The following is a 16254-nucleotide window of genomic DNA, read 5'->3' as shown; positions in this document are numbered from 1 at the left end:
TGCACTCCTCGGTCAGAGGGTGACGTTCTCCCCCGTCGCCTGGTCGAACAGGGCAACCTTCGCCGGATCGAACCACAGCTGCACCGGCCGGCCCTTCGCGACGTCGGACTCGGCGGGCAGCCGCGCGACCATCGAGCCGCCGGCGAGATCGGCGACGCCCACATCGGCTGCCAGATCGTCGAGGTCGCTCGAATGCAGCTCCGGGGACTCGACGGTGAAGTACGCGTACTTGTCCGACCCCATGGATTCGAGCACGTCGATGTCGACCGTGAAGATGGTGCCCTGCTCGCGCTGCGCCGGGTCCAGGAGCGCGGCGTCCTCGAAGTGCTCGGGCCGGATGCCGACGACGACGTCACGTCCCGGATCGTGCTTCTGCACGGCCGCCCACCGCTCGGCCGGCAGCGTGAAGTCCCCGATCGCGGTGCGCACTCTGTCACCGTCGAGCCGGCCGGCGAAGAAGTTCATCGACGGCGAGCCGATGAACCCCGCCACGAACAGGTTCTTCGGCCGGTCGTAGAGCTCCTGCGGGGCACCGATCTGCTGCACCAGCCCGCCGCGGAGGACGACCACGCGGTCCCCGAGCGTCATGGCCTCGGTCTGATCGTGGGTGACGTACACCGTGGTGGTGCCCAGGCGCTTCTGCAGCCGGGCGATCTCGGTGCGCATCTGCACCCGCAGCTTGGCGTCGAGGTTGGACAGCGGCTCGTCCATGAGGAACGCCTTGGGATTGCGCACGATCGCCCGTCCCATCGCCACCCGCTGTCGCTGCCCGCCCGACAGGTTCGACGGCTTGCGGTCGAGGTGGCCGGTCAGGTCGAGGATCTTCGCCGCCTCCTCCACCTTTCGCGCGACCTCGTCCTTGGGGACCTTGGCCAGGGTGAGCGGGAAGGCGATGTTCTCCCGGACGGTCATGTGCGGGTACAGCGCATACGACTGGAACACCATCGCGATGTCGCGGTCCTTCGGCGCCTTCTCGTTGACCCGCTCGCCCCCGATCCGCAACTCGCCGGAGGAGATGTCCTCGAGGCCGGCGATCATGTTCAGCGTCGTCGACTTTCCGCAGCCCGAGGGGCCGACCAGGATGATGAACTCGCCGTCGGCGATCGTCATGTCCACGTCGCTGACCGCTCGCGCCCCGTCGGGGTAGAGCTTGGTCACCTTGTCCAGCACGATTTCAGCCATGTGGGTCATCCCTTCACTGCGCCGGACGTCAGGCCGGCCACGATGCGACGTTGGAAGATCAGCACGAACACGATGATCGGAATGGTGATGACCACCGCGGCCGCCGCGATCGAGCCGGTGGGCTCCTCGAACTGGGAGGCTCCGGTGAAGTTCGCGATTGCCGCGGGCGCGGTGATGGACCGCTCGGTGGACGTCAGCGAGATCGCGAACAACAGGTCGTTCCAGCAGAAGATGAACACCAGGATCGCGGCGGTGACGATGCCCGGCGCCGCGAGCGGCGCCACCACCTTCCGGAAGGCCTGCCCGGGTGTGGCGCCGTCCATCTTGGCGGCCTTCTCGAGTTCCCACGGGATCTCCTTGAAGAACGCCGAGAGCGTGTAGATCGCCAGGGGCAGGGAGAAGGTGATGTACGGGATGATCAGGCCCGCCCAGGTGTCGAACAGCCCGAGTCTGCGGATGATGTCGAACAGCGGGCTGACGAGCGAGATCTGCGGGAACATCGCGATCAACAGCGCGACACCGACGAGGATCTTCTTGCCCGGGAAGTCGAGACGGGCGATCGCGTACGCCGACATGGTGCCGATGACCACCGCGATCACCGTGGCGATCAGTCCGATGCCGATCGAGTTGATCAGTGCGCTGGTGAATGCGTCGGTGCGGAAGATGCCGCGGTAGTTGTCCAGGGTCCATTCCTGGGGGATGAAGCGCCCGTCCTTGATCGTGCCGGCCGGCTTGAACGACAGGCTGGCGATCCACAGCACCGGCACGAGTGCGTACAGCAGTACGAGCAGGTTCACTGCCGACCAGCTCAGTTTGCGCCGCGGGGTTTCGGTCGTCGTCATCACCGCTTCCCTTCCGCATCGGAGCCGGGCGCCGAGGCCCCGAACAGTTTGATGAACATGAACGCGATGATCGCCACGCACAGGAAGATCAGGACGCTGATCGCCGAGCCGATGCCCAGGTTGAATGCTTTGAACAGGTTGTCGTAGCCGAGGATCGACACCGAGCCCGTGCCGTTCGACCCGCGCGTGAGGACGTAGATGTTGTCGAAGATGCGGAACGCGTCGAGCGTGCGGAACAGCAGCGCCACCAGGATCGCCGGCTTCATCAGCGGGACGATGATCTTGGTCAGCCGGGTCCACGCACCCGCGCCGTCGACCTGGGACGCGCGCAGCAGGTCGTCCGGGACGAGCGCCAGCCCGGCGAGGAGCAGCAGCGCCATGAACGGGGTGGTCTTCCACACCTCGGCGAGCACGATGATCGCCAGTGACGGAAGTTGTTCGGTCAGTGGGGCGCTGCCCTCGGGGAGCAGATTCGCCAGGTAGCCGGTGCCCGGCGTCCAGGCGTAGTACCAGCTGTAGGCGGCGGCGACGGTGACGATCCCGTACGGGATCAGCACCACGGTGCGGACGGTGCCCTTGCCGACGATGGTGCGGTGCATGATCAGCGCCAGCGCCAGCCCCAGGACGAATTCGATCGCCACCGACACGACGGTGATGCCGGCGGTGACGAAGAAGGCCTGCCACCAGAACGCATCGGTGAGGACCGAGACGTAGTTGGCGAATCCGACGAATTCACGCTCGTCGGGGAAGCGCAGGTCGTACCGCTGCAGGCTCAGCCACACCGCGTACCCCACGGGGTAGGCGGTGACGGCGAGCATCATCAGCGCCGCGGGCGCGACCAGCCACAGCCCGAGTCGGCGTTCGGCCTTCTTCCCTTCGGACAGAACAACTTTCCCGCGCTCGGACGATACGGGCCGGTCGCCCTCGGCCGGTGGGACGGGTCGGGTTGCGGGCGTGGTGGTCACGGGATCAGCCCTTCCGAATTGACCGCCTTGCGGACCTGCTCGGCGAGTTCGTCGACCGTGCGCGGCGGGTCGATCTGGTCGACCGGATTGAGAGTCGCGGTGATGAGCGTCGAAATGCTCTGATACGCAGGCGAAACCGGGCGCACCGCCGCGTTCTCGAGACTCTCGCGCACCTCCCGCCACATCGGGTATGCCTGCTGGAACTCCGGATCGTCGTACAGCGATGCCAGCGTGGGCGGGACACCGCCGTCGACGGCGTTGTTGCGCTGGTTCTCCTCGTTGCGCAGGCACTGCACGGCTTCGAACGCGAGGTCGGGATACCTGGTGGTGCGGGCGACCCCGATATTGAACCCGCCGATCGTGACCTCGGCCGGCTTGCCGGGGACCACCGACGGGTACGGGGCGGGGAGGAAGTTCTGCTCGCCGTTCACCGTCAGGACCGTGTTGCCGGTGTTCTCGGCGGTCACGTTGCCGTTCTCGTCGACGAAGGGCAGAAAGCCCTTCTCGGAGTTCTCGACGATGCCGGGGTAGACGAACGGCCAGTTCACCTGGAACGCGGCCTTGCCGCTCTCCATACCGAGACGCGCAGCGGCCTCGTCGGACTGGTTCAGCGACGGGTCCGCACCGGGCGCGGTCGCCACCCGCTTCATGATGTCCAGAGCCGTCACCGCGGCGTCACCGTCGGCCACGGTGACGGTGGTGCCGTCCTCTGCCACGACCGATCCGCCGGCGCTGGCGAGCAGGGTGTTGAACCACACCATCAGGCCCTCGTACTGGCGGGCCTGCACCCCGATCCAGCTGGGGCGGCCCTCGGCCGCGAGCCCGCTCGCGATGTCGATCATCTCGTCCCACGTCTGCGGTGGCCGCCCGTCGGGCATCAGGTCCTTGCGATACCAGAGCAACTGGGTGTTGGTGTTCAGCGGTGCCGCATAGAGGGTGCCCTGCCACGTGGCGGACTCCAGCGGTCCGGCGAGGGTGCCTTCGGACACCGCGGCCGCGACGTCCGGCGGCAGCGGCAGCGCCCAGCCCGCCTCGGCGAACTCGGCCGTCCACACGACGTCGAGTGTCATCAGGTCGAGGGTGTCGTCCCCGCCGGTGAGCCGCCGCGCGAGCTGCAGCCGCTGGTCGTCGGCGCCCTTGGGCAGGGTGCGCTGCTCGATGGTGTACCGGCCACCGGCGGCGGCGGTGCAGTTCGCCGCCGCGGCCGCGTACTGCTCCGCGCCGTCGGCGGCGGTGTAGAAGCTCAGTACCGTCCCGTCGGACTCGCTGCCGCACGCCGCGACCGACGACAGGGCGAACACCGCCGCGGCGCCCACCAGTACGACCCGCACCGCCCGTCTCCGCACCACAGCCTCCAGCCGTCGTCCTGCGCGACGGTGACTTCCGTCACACTTGGTGCGAACGTAACGCACCGGACGCCGCCGCGCGACTCAACTGCCGCCCGGAACGGAACTGTGATCGAACGGTCTACAACGCGAGCTTGGCGAGCAGGTCCCGTGCCCGTTCCGCGTTGCGCGGCGCGCACAGCACGTCGTAGCGGCCGGCCACCAGCTGCATCGTCGACGAGAAGTCGCGCTGGCCGCGCGTCGCGGCGTACGGGATGGTCGTGGAGATCAGGCCGAAGACGATGCCACCGACCATGCCGACGAGCAGGGGGCCGAGGAAATCGGTCGAGAAGATCCCGAGCAGCAGACCGAAGAACAGACCGAGCCAGGCGCCGGAGGCGATGCCGCCGCCGATCACCTTCGCCCACGTCAACCGGCCGGTGACCCGCTCGACCTGCATGAGATCGACACCCACGATGGTGACGTCCTCGACCGGGAAGGACTGGTCCGAGAGATGGTCGACAGCGCGCTGCGCCTCGGCGTAGGTCGTGTACGAACCGACCGGCCAGCCGCTCGGCGGAGTCGGCAGGCCCGGCGTGGCGCGTCCCGGCTGTCCGAGGGGGTTGGTCATCTTCGGCTCCTTCTCGTGACTGCGCGCCCCGATCCGGCGCACCCTGTCCATTCTGCCCGTCTGCGCCTTCGGCGCCGGTGCGTCCTTTGGGCTGCTCCCACCGCCCAAAGGACACACCGGCGGCGCAGCCGCCTACTGCGGCGGCTCGAACGTCGTGGTGCGGGCCATTCCGGCTGCCCGGCCCTTCGCCGAGATCACCAGCGCCATCTTGCGGCTGGCCTCGTCGATCATCTCGTCCCCGAGCATCGCGGCGCCGCGCGCGCCGCCAGCCGCGGAGGTGTGCCACTCGTAGGCGTCGAGGATCATCTCGGCCTTGTCGTAGTCCTCCTGCCGCGGACTGAAGACCTCGTTCGCGGCGTCGATCTGGCTGGGGTGCAGCACCCACTTGCCGTCGAAGCCGAGGGCCGCGGTCCGCTGCGCGGAGCGCCGGAACGCCTCGACGTCGCGGATCTGGAGATACGGCCCGTCGATCGCCTGCAGCCCGTGGGCCCGGGCCGCCATGAGGATGGTCATGAGGATGTGGTGGTAGGCGTCGCCGCGGTCGTAGCCGTCGGGCTGCTCCCCGACGACGAGGGTGCGCATGTTGATGCTCGCCATGAAGTCGGCCGGGCCGAACACCAGCGTCTGCACGCGCGGGCTGGCGGTGGCGATCGCGTTGATGTTGGTCAGCCCGAGAGCGTCCTCGATCTGCGGCTCGATACCGATGCGTCCGACCTCGAGCCCGTGGGCCTTCTCCACCTGAGTCAGCAGGAGATCGAGCGCCTGCACATGGCTCGCGTCGGGAACCTTCGGCAGCAGGATCGCATCGAGGTGCGCGCCGGCGCCACCCACCACGGTGGCGACGTCGAGATAGGTGGCATCGGTGGTCCAGTCGTTGACCCGCACCACCTTCAGTTGCTCGCCCCACCCGCCCTCGTTCAGCGCCTCGACGATCGTCGTGCGGGCCTGCTCCTTCGCCAGCGGGGAGACGGCGTCCTCGAGATCGAGGAACACCTCGTCGGCAGGCAGGCCCTTGGCCTTGTCGATCATCTTGCGGCTGCTGCCGGGAACGGCGAGCACGGACCTGCGGGGCCTGAAGTCGAACGACATGGGCTGGGCAGACCTCCGTGTTCCGAAATCGACGACCGCACGTTCTAGCCTGACCATCATGGCAGCAGTGAGCAATCTGAACGTACCAAAGCGGTACCCTACCATCAACATGTGCGAGCGTTGATCTATGCCAGAGTTTCGTCCGATCCGACCGGAAAAGGTCGAAGCGTAGACGATCAGATCGCCGCCTGTCGGATGGACTGCGCCCGAAACGGGTGGACGATCATCGCCGAACTTCGAGAAGACGGTATCGGCGCGTCGCGCTGGTCCGGAAAAGACCGCCCCGAGTACAGACGGCTTCAAAACCTGTTGGTCGACGCGGATGTTCTGGTCACATGGGAGGCGTCTCGCGCTCACCGCGACCTTGAGGCGTACGTGGAGCTGCGCAGGCTCTGCGAGGAGCACGGGGTGCTGTTGCGCTACTCCGGTCGCACGTTCGATCTCTCCCAAGGCGACGACAGGTTTGCGACCGGACTCGACGCGTTGCTTGCCGAAAAGGAGGCTGAGCAGATCCGCGTACGCGTTCTGCGAGGCTTGGAGTCCCGCGCTGCCGCCGGGGAGCCCCACGGCAAGATTCCGTACGGCTATCGAGCCGCAATAGACGATGCCGGCAACCGTGTTCGGGTACCGCGTCCTGAGGAAGCTGAAGTTCTGCGTGACGCCGCAAGAATGGTGCGCGATGGCCGCAGCCTCCGTGCAATCGTGAAACAGCTCAACGCTGAGCGGCGAACGAACCGTGGCCGGGACTGGACGAGCGTAGAACTGCGCCGGAAGCTACTCTCCCCCACGTATGCGGGAATCCGAGTGCATCACGGTAAGCAGGTACCTGCTACTTGGCAGCCCATCCTCAGCGACGAGGAGCACAGTGCTGTCACCGCGATTCTGACCGACCCCGACCGGCTCACGCAGCGTGGCTCCGAGCCTGTGCATCTACTAACCGGCATTGCATCGTGCGGAAAGTGTGGCGCTCCGATGGGCCGCCGAAAGAACAAATCCGGCAGCAGTTCGTACGCTTGCACCGGAAAATTCTGCGTCGCACGCTCGATGGGCGTGGTAGATGAGTTCGTGGAGGCTGTCGTGGTAAAGCGGCTTTCTCGACCCGATATCGCGCAAGCCCTCCAATCGGGCGATGATTCACAGCGCCGGGAAGCGTTCGCCGAGATCAGATCAATCAGGGCGAACCTCGCGGCATATGAGCAGCAGGCTATCGACGGGCACCTTGAACCAGAGGAATTCCTTCGACTGCGGAACGGGTTACGCGAAAAGCTCGCCGACGCGGAAGCGCGAGCCAACCAGAGCCTTGGCGGCTCGCTGCTCCCCGCTCAAATTGCCGGACCCGACGCCGCGGAACTGTGGGCAAACCTACCCATGGAATCGAAGCGTGGAATCGTTCGAGCAATGTGTCATGTGCTGATCGACCCAGCACAGCGGTCCAACGTGCCGAACGTGGACCTCATCCGTATCGAGTGGAAGACTCCATCCGCGTAGGAAAAGAGCTCACCGGCCGGCCGCATGACATCTCGGGTCTGACCTCCTTCGGCCTACCGGCCTCGCAACGCCTCGGCCCAGGTGACGCCCGAGCCCCCACCGCCCCGGTAGCCCTGGGCGCTCTGCCCGAAATTCGGGTAACGCTGCTGCACCGGCCGCCGAGCATCCTTGTGCAATCCGGGCCTCTTCTCAAGCAGCGCGTCTACAGCCTCGGCGACCTTGCCGGTGTCGATATCGCCGGCCTCGTCGAGGAGATCTGCCGTGGTCACCCCGCCAATCGTGAACAAGTCGCCAGGCTCGGGACTGTAAGAACAACGGTGTAACTCTGAAAGGAGATGCACCACCATGACTGATGTGATTGATCGTGAGGACGAATCGAACTCGGCACCTGTGGGTGTCAGCGATGCCCGGCTGCAGGAACTGGTGGATCACCTGAGTTGCACCAGGTTGGCCGATTCTCGGGACGGATCCGGCGTTTGTGCTGGTGACAGCGGTGCGGGTTCGGGAAATGGCACACTAACGGCTCGGTAGACTCCCGCTCTGTGGCTGCCTACATCCGCAAAGTCCGCACCGCGTCGGGCGCGACCGCGGTGCAGATCGCAGCTAAGCAAGGCCGCCGAGACAAGGTGCTCGAGCACCTCGGCTCGGCGCATACCGACAGTGAACTCGCCGCTCTGCTCGAGACCGCCCGCGAGAAACTTCTTGCCGGCCAGCAGCAACTCGATCTCGACCTGGGGGCGGGTACCGGCGGGGCATCGGTGATCACCGGCAAGCGCTCCCGCTGGCTGATCGAGGTCATCGACACCGCGTGGCAGCACCTCGGGTTCGATGTGATCGACAACGAGGCGTTCTTCCAGCTGGTGGCAGCCCGCATCGTCGAAGCGACCTCGGTCAGCGACACGGGTCGCGTGCTCGGCGAGATCGGCATCGTCCCCGCACACCGCAACACGTTCGTGCGGACCCTGCAGCGCTGCACCGAGCATGGCTACCGTGACCGGATCGCGCAGCGCTGCTTCGAACACGCCGCCGCCGCGGGCGACCTGAACCTATTGCTCTACGACGTTACGACCTTGTACTTCGAGGCAGAGAAGGAAGACGAACTGCGCAAGGTCGGGTACTCGAAGGAACGTCGGGTGGACCCGCAGATCGTCGTCGGGCTGCTGGTCGACCGCACCGGATTCCCTTTGGAAATCGGTTGTTTCGAAGGAAACCACGCCGAGACCCGCACGATCGTGCCGATCGTGCGCCAGTTCCAGGCTCGTCACAATATCGAGGGCGTGGAGATGGTCATCGCTGCCGACGCCGGCATGCTGTCCGCCTCGAATCTGAAAGACCTCGATGCTGCCGGACTGAAGTTCATCGTCGGTTCCCGGGTGATGAAAGCACCCTCGGATCTGGCCAGTCATTTCCACTGGAACGGCGACGTGTTCACCGACGGCCAGGTCATCGACACGGTCACCCCGCGACACGCAAAGAGCGTGGTCAACGATGTCAACCGTCGTGCCGAGCCGGTGTGGGACCCCGCCGACACGTCAGCGTGGCGAGCGATCTGGGCGTACTCGGCCAAACGCGCCGTGCGGGACAACCAGACGTTGAACGCTCAGGAAGCTCGGGCGAAGGCCGTCATCGACGGCACCCGAGCTGCACGATCGCCGCGGTTCGTCAAGACCACCGCGAAGGGCAAGACCCTCGATACGGCGGGCATCGCCCGGGCCCGTTCCCTTGTCGGGCTCAAAGGCTACGCCACGAACCTTCCTGCGCACGTGATGAACCCGCATGAGGTGATGGCGAAGTATCACGACCTGTGGCAGGTCGAGCAGTCGTTTCGGATGTCGAAGACCGACCTGCGGGCCCGGCCGATCTTCAGTCACACCCGGGATGCGATCGAGGCGCACCTGACCATCGTGTTCGCTGCGTTGGCGATCTCACGCTATCTGCAGGACGAGACCGGGATGTCCATCCGGAAGATCGTGCGGACCCTGCGTCCACTGCAGGAAATCACAATCTCGATCGCCGGCCACGAGCACACCGCCCTCGATCCACTCACCGCCGACGCCGCGAGCATCCTCGATTCCCTCGAAATCTCGAATCGTCGATCAGGGTTGGCACACTAAACTGGTGCAACTCAGGATTGATCGTGAGGACGAATCGAACTCGGCACCTGTGGGTGTCAGCGATGCCCGGCTGCAGGAACTGGTGGATCAGGCGCGGGCCGAAGGCCTCCAGCTCACCGGCGAGGGCGGGTTGCTGGCGAAGTTGACCAAGCTGGTGGTGGAGTCCGCCCTCGAGGGCGAGATGGACGACCACCTCGGCTACGGCAAGAATGACCCGGCCGGCAGGGGCAGCGGCAACTCCCGCAACGGCAGACGCGCCAAGACCGTGCTGACCGAGGCCGGCCCGGTCGAGCTCGACGTACCCCGGGACCGGGACTCCTCGTTCGAGCCGAAGATCGTGGCCAAGCGGCAGCGGCGGCTGACCGGGGTGGAGGACATGGTGATCTCGCTGTCGGCCAAGGGACTGACCACCGGTGAGATCTCTGCGCACCTGGCCGAGGTCTACGGCGCCGAGGTGTCCAAGCAGACGATCTCGACGATCACCGAACGGGTGATGGACGGCATGGCCGAGTGGCAGAACCGGCCGCTGGACCCGGTGTATCCGGTGCTGTTCATCGACTGCATCCACGTCAAGATCCGCGACGGCAACGTGGCCAACCGGCCGATCTACGTCGTGATGGGGGTGACTGTGGACGGCACCCGCGACATCCTCGGATTATGGGCCGGCGAGCACGGCGACGGGGAGGGGCGAAGTATTGGCTTCGGGTGTTGTCGGAGCTGAAGAATCGTGGTGTGCAGGATGTGCTGATCGTCGTGTGCGACGGTCTGAAGCATCTGCCCGACTCGATCGGGCAGGTGTGGCCGCAGACCATCGTGCAAACCTGCGTGGTCCACCTCCTCCGCAATACCTACGCCTACGCCTCCCGCAAGGACTGGGCCGAGATCGCCAAGGACCTCAAACCGGTGTACACCGCGCCGTCGGAGCAGGCCGCGCTGGACCGGTTCGCCGAGTTCAGCGACAAATGGGAGAAACGCTATCCCGCGATCATCCGGCTCTGGACCAACACCTGGGCCGAGTTCGTGCCGTTCCTGCAGTTCGACAACGCCATCAGACAGGTCATCTACACGACCAACGCCATCGAGAGTGTCAACGCCCGAATCCGCAGGGCCGTCAAGGCCCGCGGTCATTTCCCGACCGAGGCCGCGGCCCTGAAATGCGTGTACCTGGCCATCATGAGCCTCGATCCCAAAGGCACCGCCCGCCAACGCTGGTCCAACCGCTGGAAGGCAGCACTGAACGCCTTCGAGATCACCTTCGACGGACGCCTGTCCGCTGGACGAAAGTAGCTACAGTTCAACCAGTTACACCGTTAACTTGACAGACCCCCAGGCTCGGCAAGGTCGGCGGCGAGCCGCAGGGCCTCTGCGTACTGCATTGCTTCGAGGCGGGAGGTGAGGGCATCGCGCTCCGCCTCGGTCTCCCGGAGACGGCGGCGGTACTTCGCAGCCTCGGCGTTGCCACTCGTGTCCTCCGGAGCTTCGGTCTGCTCGGAGATGGACGATGTGTCGACTCGGTGGTGCTCGCTCGTCTGCGTGGCGTCCAGGCCGGTGTTTTCGACGCCGGAATCGGTGTTCGTGGTGATGGTCATGTCTACCCTTCGGTGTTCGGAGTGGGGATCTTGATGTCCAGCCATGTGCGACGACGAACCGTGGCCGACAGAAACTGCACGTGCGTGATGAGATCGGCGGGCAACTCGTAGCCGAGGTGCTCAAGCAGGGCACGTTCGGTCGATGTCGCAGGCCGGAGCCGGGCGCGAATGCGGAAATCGTTTTCGAGGGTGGAGTCTTCGGCGGACTGCCAAGGCTCGGGGAGCAGGCCGTCGAAGGTCAGCCATCCTCGAGGGTCCTCGGGCCGCTGTGCCGGCATGTGGGGGATCGTGGTCATTCGCTCTTCTCGATCTCCGTGAGTGCAGCACGGCGTCGATCGTCCCGTTCGAGGATCTTGGCCATCGTGCGGCCGCAATACGCGGCGCGGTTCCCCGGCTTGCACCAGATCGATGCAAGGTTGCAGCCGCAGCCGGTCAGATTGCTGATGGGTTCACTCATCGTTGCCCCTTTCAGAGGCGTCGGGGATGGTGGGCGAGGTTGGTGGGTTCGTGGAGCGGCGCCAAGACGCGGCGCACAGTGACCAGCATCGAGGGCACGGGCAACCCCCTCGGTGGTACGTGGGTCGCCCTTCGGGTCCGATAGGTAGTGGCTTGTTCACCTGGGCGAGGGCGGCTTCCCTCAGCCACGCGAGGCGCCCGTTTTCGCGCAGTTCTGCGATGTAGCGGCAGGCGCACGGATCGAGGCCGCACCTGTCGCAGGCGGCGCTATCCGGCATCACGCCATCCGAAGAGGGCGGCGTCGTCGGGATGTGCTTCGTTCATCGAACACACTTCTCCCTTCTTGTCCTGGCCTGTCCTGTCCTGTCCTTTGATGTCACGCCGGATGTCACGCGTGACATCGAATTCCGGGCCGTTTTCCCAGGTGGCAGGGGCGATACGCAGATTCCGTGGTGGCAGGTTCCCCGGTGACATCGCCACGGTGTTGTCACGCTGGACGTCACGCGTGACAGTGCGATCGGGGAGCCCGCATACGTTCTCGCGTTCTGCCCTCGTCTTTTCTCGCTCGCGCTCTCGTCGCTTGCGTTCCCTGTCCATGACTCGCTTACGATCGACCGCCTCGAGCTGGATCTTGGTGGTCTGATCGAGATCGAAACGGTCGATCCACCACCCCTCACCCTGATCGATCCACAGGCCGGACTGCACGAGGATGTTTTCGTCGCCCGGTCGGAACATCGGAATCATCGGCAGATGAGCCCGGGTGAGGTGACCGTCCGTGCGGTTGGAAACGGCGAACATCAGTGAATGGGTGTACGAACGCCACACCTCCGCGGCAAGGCTGTTGACGCGGTAATCGTTGAGCAGCCGTTCCGGCAATCGAGCGTCAGTCATCTCGCTGCACCGTCATCGTCCTGGCGCGACAAAACGCGCTATCTTGTTTCACAAGAATTACTTTCGTAGTTCGAGAGCCCTCGAAGTGGTCCTGGAGGGGCTTCTGCTGGAGGGAAATCTGATCCACCGGCTCGGTCTACGCTTCTGGGACGAGCCGGTGGAACTGGTGCCGTGCGGTAACAGTCCCGATGTTGCATACCGGGAATCAGATCGGTGACCGCGCCGGCAAGCATCGCGTGTGAAGGGTAGGCAGATGCATGGCCTACTGGTGCAGATTACGGTGGTTGCGTCCATGAAGATGGTGTACGAACCGGACCTGAACGAACTGGCCGGCGTGTCGTAACCGAACGAAAGACGGTCACCGCGTGATTCTTCGAGAGAGCTACCAACTCGACTCGACGAAAGAGCACGCGATGACCACTGCCCACGATATCGACCTCCGCCAGCTTGTCGAAGACCGACTCACCGGCGCCAGCCCCGACCTGCTGCGCGAGCTGCTGACGATGTTCGTCCACGCCCTGATGGGCGCCGAGGCCGACGCCCTGTGCGGCGCCGGCTACGGCCAACGCTCCGACGAACGCACCAACAGCCGCAACGGCTACCGGCACCGCGACTTCGACACCCGCGTCGGCACCCTCGACGTGGCCATCCCCAAGCTGCGGTCCGGATCGTACTTCCCGGACTGGCTGCTCGAGCGGCGCAAGCGGGCCGAACGTGCCCTGACCTCGGTCGTTGCGACCTGCTACCTGCTCGGCGTCTCGACCCGCCGAATGGAAAAACTCGTCGACACCCTCGGGATCACCTCGCTGTCGAAGTCCCAGGTCAGCGTGATGGCGAAAGATCTCGACGCCCAGGTCGAGGCCTTCCGCAACCGACCCCTCGATCAGGGGCCGTACACGTTCGTCGCCGCCGACGCCCTGGTCCTCAAGGTGCGGGAGAACGGGCGGGTGGTGAACGTGCACGCCCTGGTCGCGGTGGGGGTCAACGCCGACGGCTACCGCGAGATCCTGGGGCTGGACGTCACCTCCAGCGAGGACGGCGCCGGCTGGCTGACCTTCTTCCGCGGGTTGGTCGCCCGCGGCCTGACCGGGGTGAAGTTGGTGACCTCCGACGCGCACGCCGGCCTCGTGGCGGCGATCGGCGCGACCCTGCCGGGCGCGTCCTGGCAGCGGTGCCGCACCCACTACGCGACCAACCTCATGGCCGTCACACCGAAGTCGTCGTGGCCCTGGGTGAAGACGCTGCTGCACTCCGTGTACGACCAGCCCGACGCGGATTCCGTTCATGCCCAATATGATCGAGTGATCGATGCCCTCGAAACCAAGCTGCCGAAGGTCGCCGAGCACCTCGACGCCGCCCGGGTCGACCTGTTGGCGTTCACCGCGTTCCCCAAGCAGATCTGGCGGCAGATCTGGTCCAACAATCCGCAGGAGCGGCTCAACAAGGAGATCCGCCGTCGGACCGACGTGGTGGGGATCTTCCCGGACCGCACCGCTCTGATCCGACTTGTCGGAGCGGTGCTGGCCGAACAGCACGACGAGTGGATCGAAGGCCGCCGCTACCTCGGCCTCGATGTACTCGCCCGCTCCCGTACCGATAAGCCCGCCGACAGCGTCACCGAGGACACCGAGGAGGTGACACCGGCCTTGACCGCCTGATCCACCGACGAGGAATCACGCGACGACGTCGTACACCACCTCACGGGACTTGACCATTACGGTCGGCGCTCACCGGCGTCGCAGGAGGTAAGGTGCGGATTTTCGGTGCCCGTGCGCAACAGGGCCGTGATTTCGGCGAGCTGTTGATCCGTGAGCCGTGGGGCCTTGGCGACTTCCCGCTCGACAGCAGCAGCGATGCGGGGATCGAGGTTGCGCATGTGTGTACTCGGTTGGCGATACCAGCTCGGTGGATCCCAGTTGGTATCGGAAAGCGAATGCCCTGCCAGTCATTCAATGAATGCAGGGCGATGAATCATGTCTGATCAGGGTGTGCGGTCCGTTGACCGTTAGGGTCGGTCGCCGCGATCAATGAACTCCCGGAACGACGAGAAGTCGACCATCCAGTCGAGGCCGCCCCGGTAACCGTCGACGTGGCGGCTGCATACGAGCCGCCGGAGCTGGGTTGTGGTCACCGTGTGGCCGAACTCGTGCAGGTTGGCGACGAGGGCGCGAGCCGGAACATGGGTCACTCGGCGGCCCCGCCGACGGGGCGGACGGTTGCCAGCGCGCTGGTGAGATCCACCCGCAGGCTGCGGGCTCCGATTCGCTAGGCCCGGACCTTGCCGGTGGCGATGAGGTGGTACATGGTGCGGCGAGGAATGCCCACGAGGTCCGCGGCTTCCTGCACGCTCCCAACGAGCGAGTTCATATGTTCTCCGGTTCTGAGAATGATGCAAGGTGCGAGCATCTGCAGATCAGCATGACGCATCGAGCATCGGATTGCAAGGTGTTCATGTTCGAAAACTGTTGCGGGACTTTGCTTCCTAGGTAGGAACGCTTCGTTGCTTGCAAGCAACGGGGCCGCTGGTGAATCCCTTGCACACCGAAAACGACATGGGATAATTAAAGGCAGCAGGCAAGGAGAGCCCCGGTGGCCCGGCCCGCACTGACACCGCCCCAGGACGGGCACCGCGACAAGCCCGGCTGCTCACGCGGACACCGAAGACTTCAACTCCGCAAAAGGGAACAGCCATGCTGACAACCACCAACGCAGGTGCCATCCTCACCCCGGCTCAGGTCGACGAACTTCTCGTCAAGCCCGTGCTCGCCAACTCCGTTGCGATGAACGTCGCCAAGGTCATCCGCACCTCGGAATCGTCACTCCGCCTGCCCGTGCTCAACGCGGATGCGTCGGCTGCCTGGACGCCCGAGGGCACAGAAATCGCCGTGTCCGACGCGGACATCACCGAGATCGACGTGACGTTCTCGGCCCTCAAGGGGCTTAGCGTCGTCTCCAACGAACTCGTCGCTGACAGCAACCCAGAAGCGTCCGGCATCGTCGGGGCGTCCCTCGCCCGCGACATCGCGAAGAAGCTCGACGCCGCGTTCTTCGGCACCACCGTCAACAACGGTCCTGCCGGGATCGGGTCGGTGAGTGGCGCTCAGGCCGTCGCTACCGGTACCGCGTTCGCGAACCTCGATCCGTTCCACGAGGCCATCGCCAAGGCCGAGGAAGTCGGTGCAAGCGTGCGTGCATTCGTCACCTCCCCCGCCGTGGCCCTGAGCCTCGCCAAGCTCAAGACCGGCACCGGGTCGAACACCCACCTCCTCGGTCCGGATCCGACCTCGCCGACAAATCGCACACTCGCCGGCGTCCCGCTGTACGTCTCCCAGTTCGTCGAGGCCAACACCGTGTGGGCCGTTCCGGCCGAGCGTACGGTGATCGGCCTGCGCCAGGACGTGAGCGTCGAGACCGATCGCAGCGCGTTCTTCTCGAGCGACCGCACCGCTATCCGCGCCGTGCTCCGTGCCGGCTTCGGGTTCCCCCATGCCGAGGCGATTATCAAGATCACGGTAACGCCGTGAACATGGGTCGGTACCGTGCGGTGCCTGACGAGGCCATGCCCTGCACGGTCGCACCGGGGCGGCTGACCTGAGTTAGGACATTACTGGCGGGTAGAACACCTGTCGAGGCTTCCACCTGCGCATTCACGACGTCGACGAAGCGGATCGGGACACTAAGC

At 65.4% G+C, this 16254-nt stretch carries 16 protein-coding genes and 1 pseudogene; 5 read left to right on the top strand and 12 right to left on the bottom strand.

Going from position 1 to position 16254, the window contains the following annotated elements; all coding sequences use genetic code 11:
• Positions 1-12: 12 nt before the first annotated feature.
• The 6 genes from F1734_RS09230 to F1734_RS09205 form a co-directional block, all read right to left on the bottom strand.
• The gene (locus F1734_RS09230) at positions 13-1182 is read right to left on the bottom strand and encodes an ABC transporter ATP-binding protein (protein WP_010592436.1); all 1170 of its coding nucleotides are present in this window, start codon (positions 1180-1182) and stop codon (positions 13-15) included.
• Between the two features lie 5 nt (positions 1183-1187).
• A complete protein-coding gene (locus tag F1734_RS09225) occupies positions 1188-2024 on the bottom strand; it encodes a carbohydrate ABC transporter permease (protein WP_003936102.1) in 837 nt (278 codons plus the stop codon).
• Positions 2024-2908, bottom strand: a complete 885-nt coding sequence (locus F1734_RS09220; RefSeq protein WP_174557540.1) for a carbohydrate ABC transporter permease — start codon at positions 2906-2908, stop codon at positions 2024-2026. Before F1734_RS09220 ends, F1734_RS09225 begins: the two co-directional genes overlap by 1 nt.
• A 77-nt stretch (positions 2909-2985) precedes the next feature.
• Complete coding sequence (locus F1734_RS09215; RefSeq protein WP_203011551.1) at positions 2986-4320, bottom strand: ABC transporter substrate-binding protein; 1335 nt, start codon at positions 4318-4320, stop codon at positions 2986-2988.
• Positions 4321-4456: 136 nt separating this feature from the next.
• Entirely contained in the window at positions 4457-4945 is a 489-nt protein-coding gene (locus F1734_RS09210; protein WP_003936099.1) for a YflT domain-containing protein, read from the bottom strand.
• Positions 4946-5077: 132 nt separating this feature from the next.
• Complete coding sequence (locus tag F1734_RS09205; RefSeq protein ID WP_010592440.1) at positions 5078-6034, bottom strand: HpcH/HpaI aldolase/citrate lyase family protein; 957 nt, start codon at positions 6032-6034, stop codon at positions 5078-5080.
• A 111-nt stretch (positions 6035-6145) separates the two neighbouring features.
• On the opposite strand from F1734_RS09205, the gene F1734_RS09200 reads away from it, so the two are divergent.
• The gene (locus F1734_RS09200; RefSeq protein WP_040275575.1) at positions 6146-7522 is read left to right on the top strand and encodes a recombinase family protein; all 1377 of its coding nucleotides are present in this window, start codon (positions 6146-6148) and stop codon (positions 7520-7522) included.
• A gap of 53 nt (positions 7523-7575) precedes the next feature.
• On the opposite strand, the gene F1734_RS09195 is transcribed toward F1734_RS09200, so the two are convergent.
• A complete protein-coding gene (locus tag F1734_RS09195; protein WP_203011550.1) occupies positions 7576-7791 on the bottom strand; it encodes a hypothetical protein in 216 nt (71 codons plus the stop codon).
• Between the two features lie 273 nt (positions 7792-8064).
• On the opposite strand from F1734_RS09195, the gene F1734_RS09190 reads away from it, so the two are divergent.
• A complete protein-coding gene (locus tag F1734_RS09190; RefSeq protein ID WP_029547282.1) occupies positions 8065-9636 on the top strand; it encodes an IS1634 family transposase in 1572 nt (523 codons plus the stop codon).
• A 49-nt stretch (positions 9637-9685) separates the two neighbouring features.
• Positions 9686-10923: pseudogene (locus F1734_RS09185) on the top strand (IS256 family transposase).
• 23 nt (positions 10924-10946) lie between these two features.
• Here F1734_RS09185 and F1734_RS09180 read toward each other — a convergent pair.
• The 4 genes from F1734_RS09180 to F1734_RS09165 all read right to left on the bottom strand — a co-directional run bounded on the left by F1734_RS09180 (position 10947) and on the right by F1734_RS09165 (position 12572).
• Positions 10947-11225, bottom strand: a complete 279-nt coding sequence (locus F1734_RS09180; protein ID WP_203011549.1) for a hypothetical protein — start codon at positions 11223-11225, stop codon at positions 10947-10949.
• Between the two features lie 2 nt (positions 11226-11227).
• On the bottom strand, positions 11228-11521 hold the full coding sequence (locus F1734_RS09175) for a hypothetical protein (protein WP_203011548.1): 294 nt from the start codon (positions 11519-11521) through the stop codon (positions 11228-11230).
• Positions 11518-11682 carry a hypothetical protein gene (locus tag F1734_RS09170; RefSeq protein ID WP_203011547.1) on the bottom strand — a complete coding sequence of 55 codons (165 nt, stop codon included), beginning with the start codon at positions 11680-11682 and terminating at the stop codon, positions 11518-11520. The genes F1734_RS09175 and F1734_RS09170 overlap by 4 nt, the downstream gene beginning before the upstream one ends.
• A gap of 266 nt (positions 11683-11948) precedes the next feature.
• A complete protein-coding gene (locus tag F1734_RS09165) occupies positions 11949-12572 on the bottom strand; it encodes a hypothetical protein (RefSeq protein WP_203011546.1) in 624 nt (207 codons plus the stop codon).
• A gap of 413 nt (positions 12573-12985) precedes the next feature.
• Here F1734_RS09165 and F1734_RS09160 point away from each other — a divergent pair, with 413 nt between their 5' ends.
• Complete coding sequence (locus F1734_RS09160) at positions 12986-14230, top strand: IS256 family transposase (protein WP_203011545.1); 1245 nt, start codon at positions 12986-12988, stop codon at positions 14228-14230.
• A 347-nt stretch (positions 14231-14577) separates the two neighbouring features.
• Here F1734_RS09160 and F1734_RS09155 read toward each other — a convergent pair whose 3' ends face one another.
• A complete protein-coding gene (locus F1734_RS09155) occupies positions 14578-14760 on the bottom strand; it encodes a hypothetical protein (RefSeq protein ID WP_040275569.1) in 183 nt (60 codons plus the stop codon).
• 454 nt (positions 14761-15214) lie between these two features.
• On the opposite strand from F1734_RS09155, the gene F1734_RS09150 reads away from it, so the two are divergent.
• Entirely contained in the window at positions 15215-16096 is an 882-nt protein-coding gene (locus tag F1734_RS09150) for a phage major capsid protein (RefSeq protein ID WP_082061372.1), read from the top strand.
• The last annotated feature ends 158 nt before the right edge of the window (positions 16097-16254 follow it).

Source organism: Rhodococcus ruber, from assembly GCF_016804345.1.
GTDB lineage: Bacteria > Actinomycetota > Actinomycetes > Mycobacteriales > Mycobacteriaceae > Rhodococcus > Rhodococcus ruber.
The sequence above is the reverse complement of the archived record's forward strand: the minus strand, read 5'-3'. Positions and strand labels throughout refer to the sequence as shown.

Coding starts and splice junctions, on each gene's coding strand:
- F1734_RS09210 (WP_003936099.1), bottom strand. CDS start 4,945: ATGACCAACCCCCTCGGACAGCCGGGACGCGCCACGCCGGGCCTGCCG.
- F1734_RS09175 (WP_203011548.1), bottom strand. CDS start 11,521: ATGACCACGATCCCCCACATGCCGGCACAGCGGCCCGAGGACCCTCGA.
- F1734_RS09165 (WP_203011546.1), bottom strand. CDS start 12,572: ATGACTGACGCTCGATTGCCGGAACGGCTGCTCAACGATTACCGCGTC.
- F1734_RS09205 (WP_010592440.1), bottom strand. CDS start 6,034: ATGTCGTTCGACTTCAGGCCCCGCAGGTCCGTGCTCGCCGTTCCCGGC.
- F1734_RS09230 (WP_010592436.1), bottom strand. CDS start 1,182: ATGGCTGAAATCGTGCTGGACAAGGTGACCAAGCTCTACCCCGACGGG.
- F1734_RS09170 (WP_203011547.1), bottom strand. CDS start 11,682: ATGAGTGAACCCATCAGCAATCTGACCGGCTGCGGCTGCAACCTTGCA.
- F1734_RS09180 (WP_203011549.1), bottom strand. CDS start 11,225: ATGACCATCACCACGAACACCGATTCCGGCGTCGAAAACACCGGCCTG.
- F1734_RS09160 (WP_203011545.1), top strand. CDS start 12,986: ATGACCACTGCCCACGATATCGACCTCCGCCAGCTTGTCGAAGACCGA.
- F1734_RS09225 (WP_003936102.1), bottom strand. CDS start 2,024: ATGACGACGACCGAAACCCCGCGGCGCAAACTGAGCTGGTCGGCAGTG.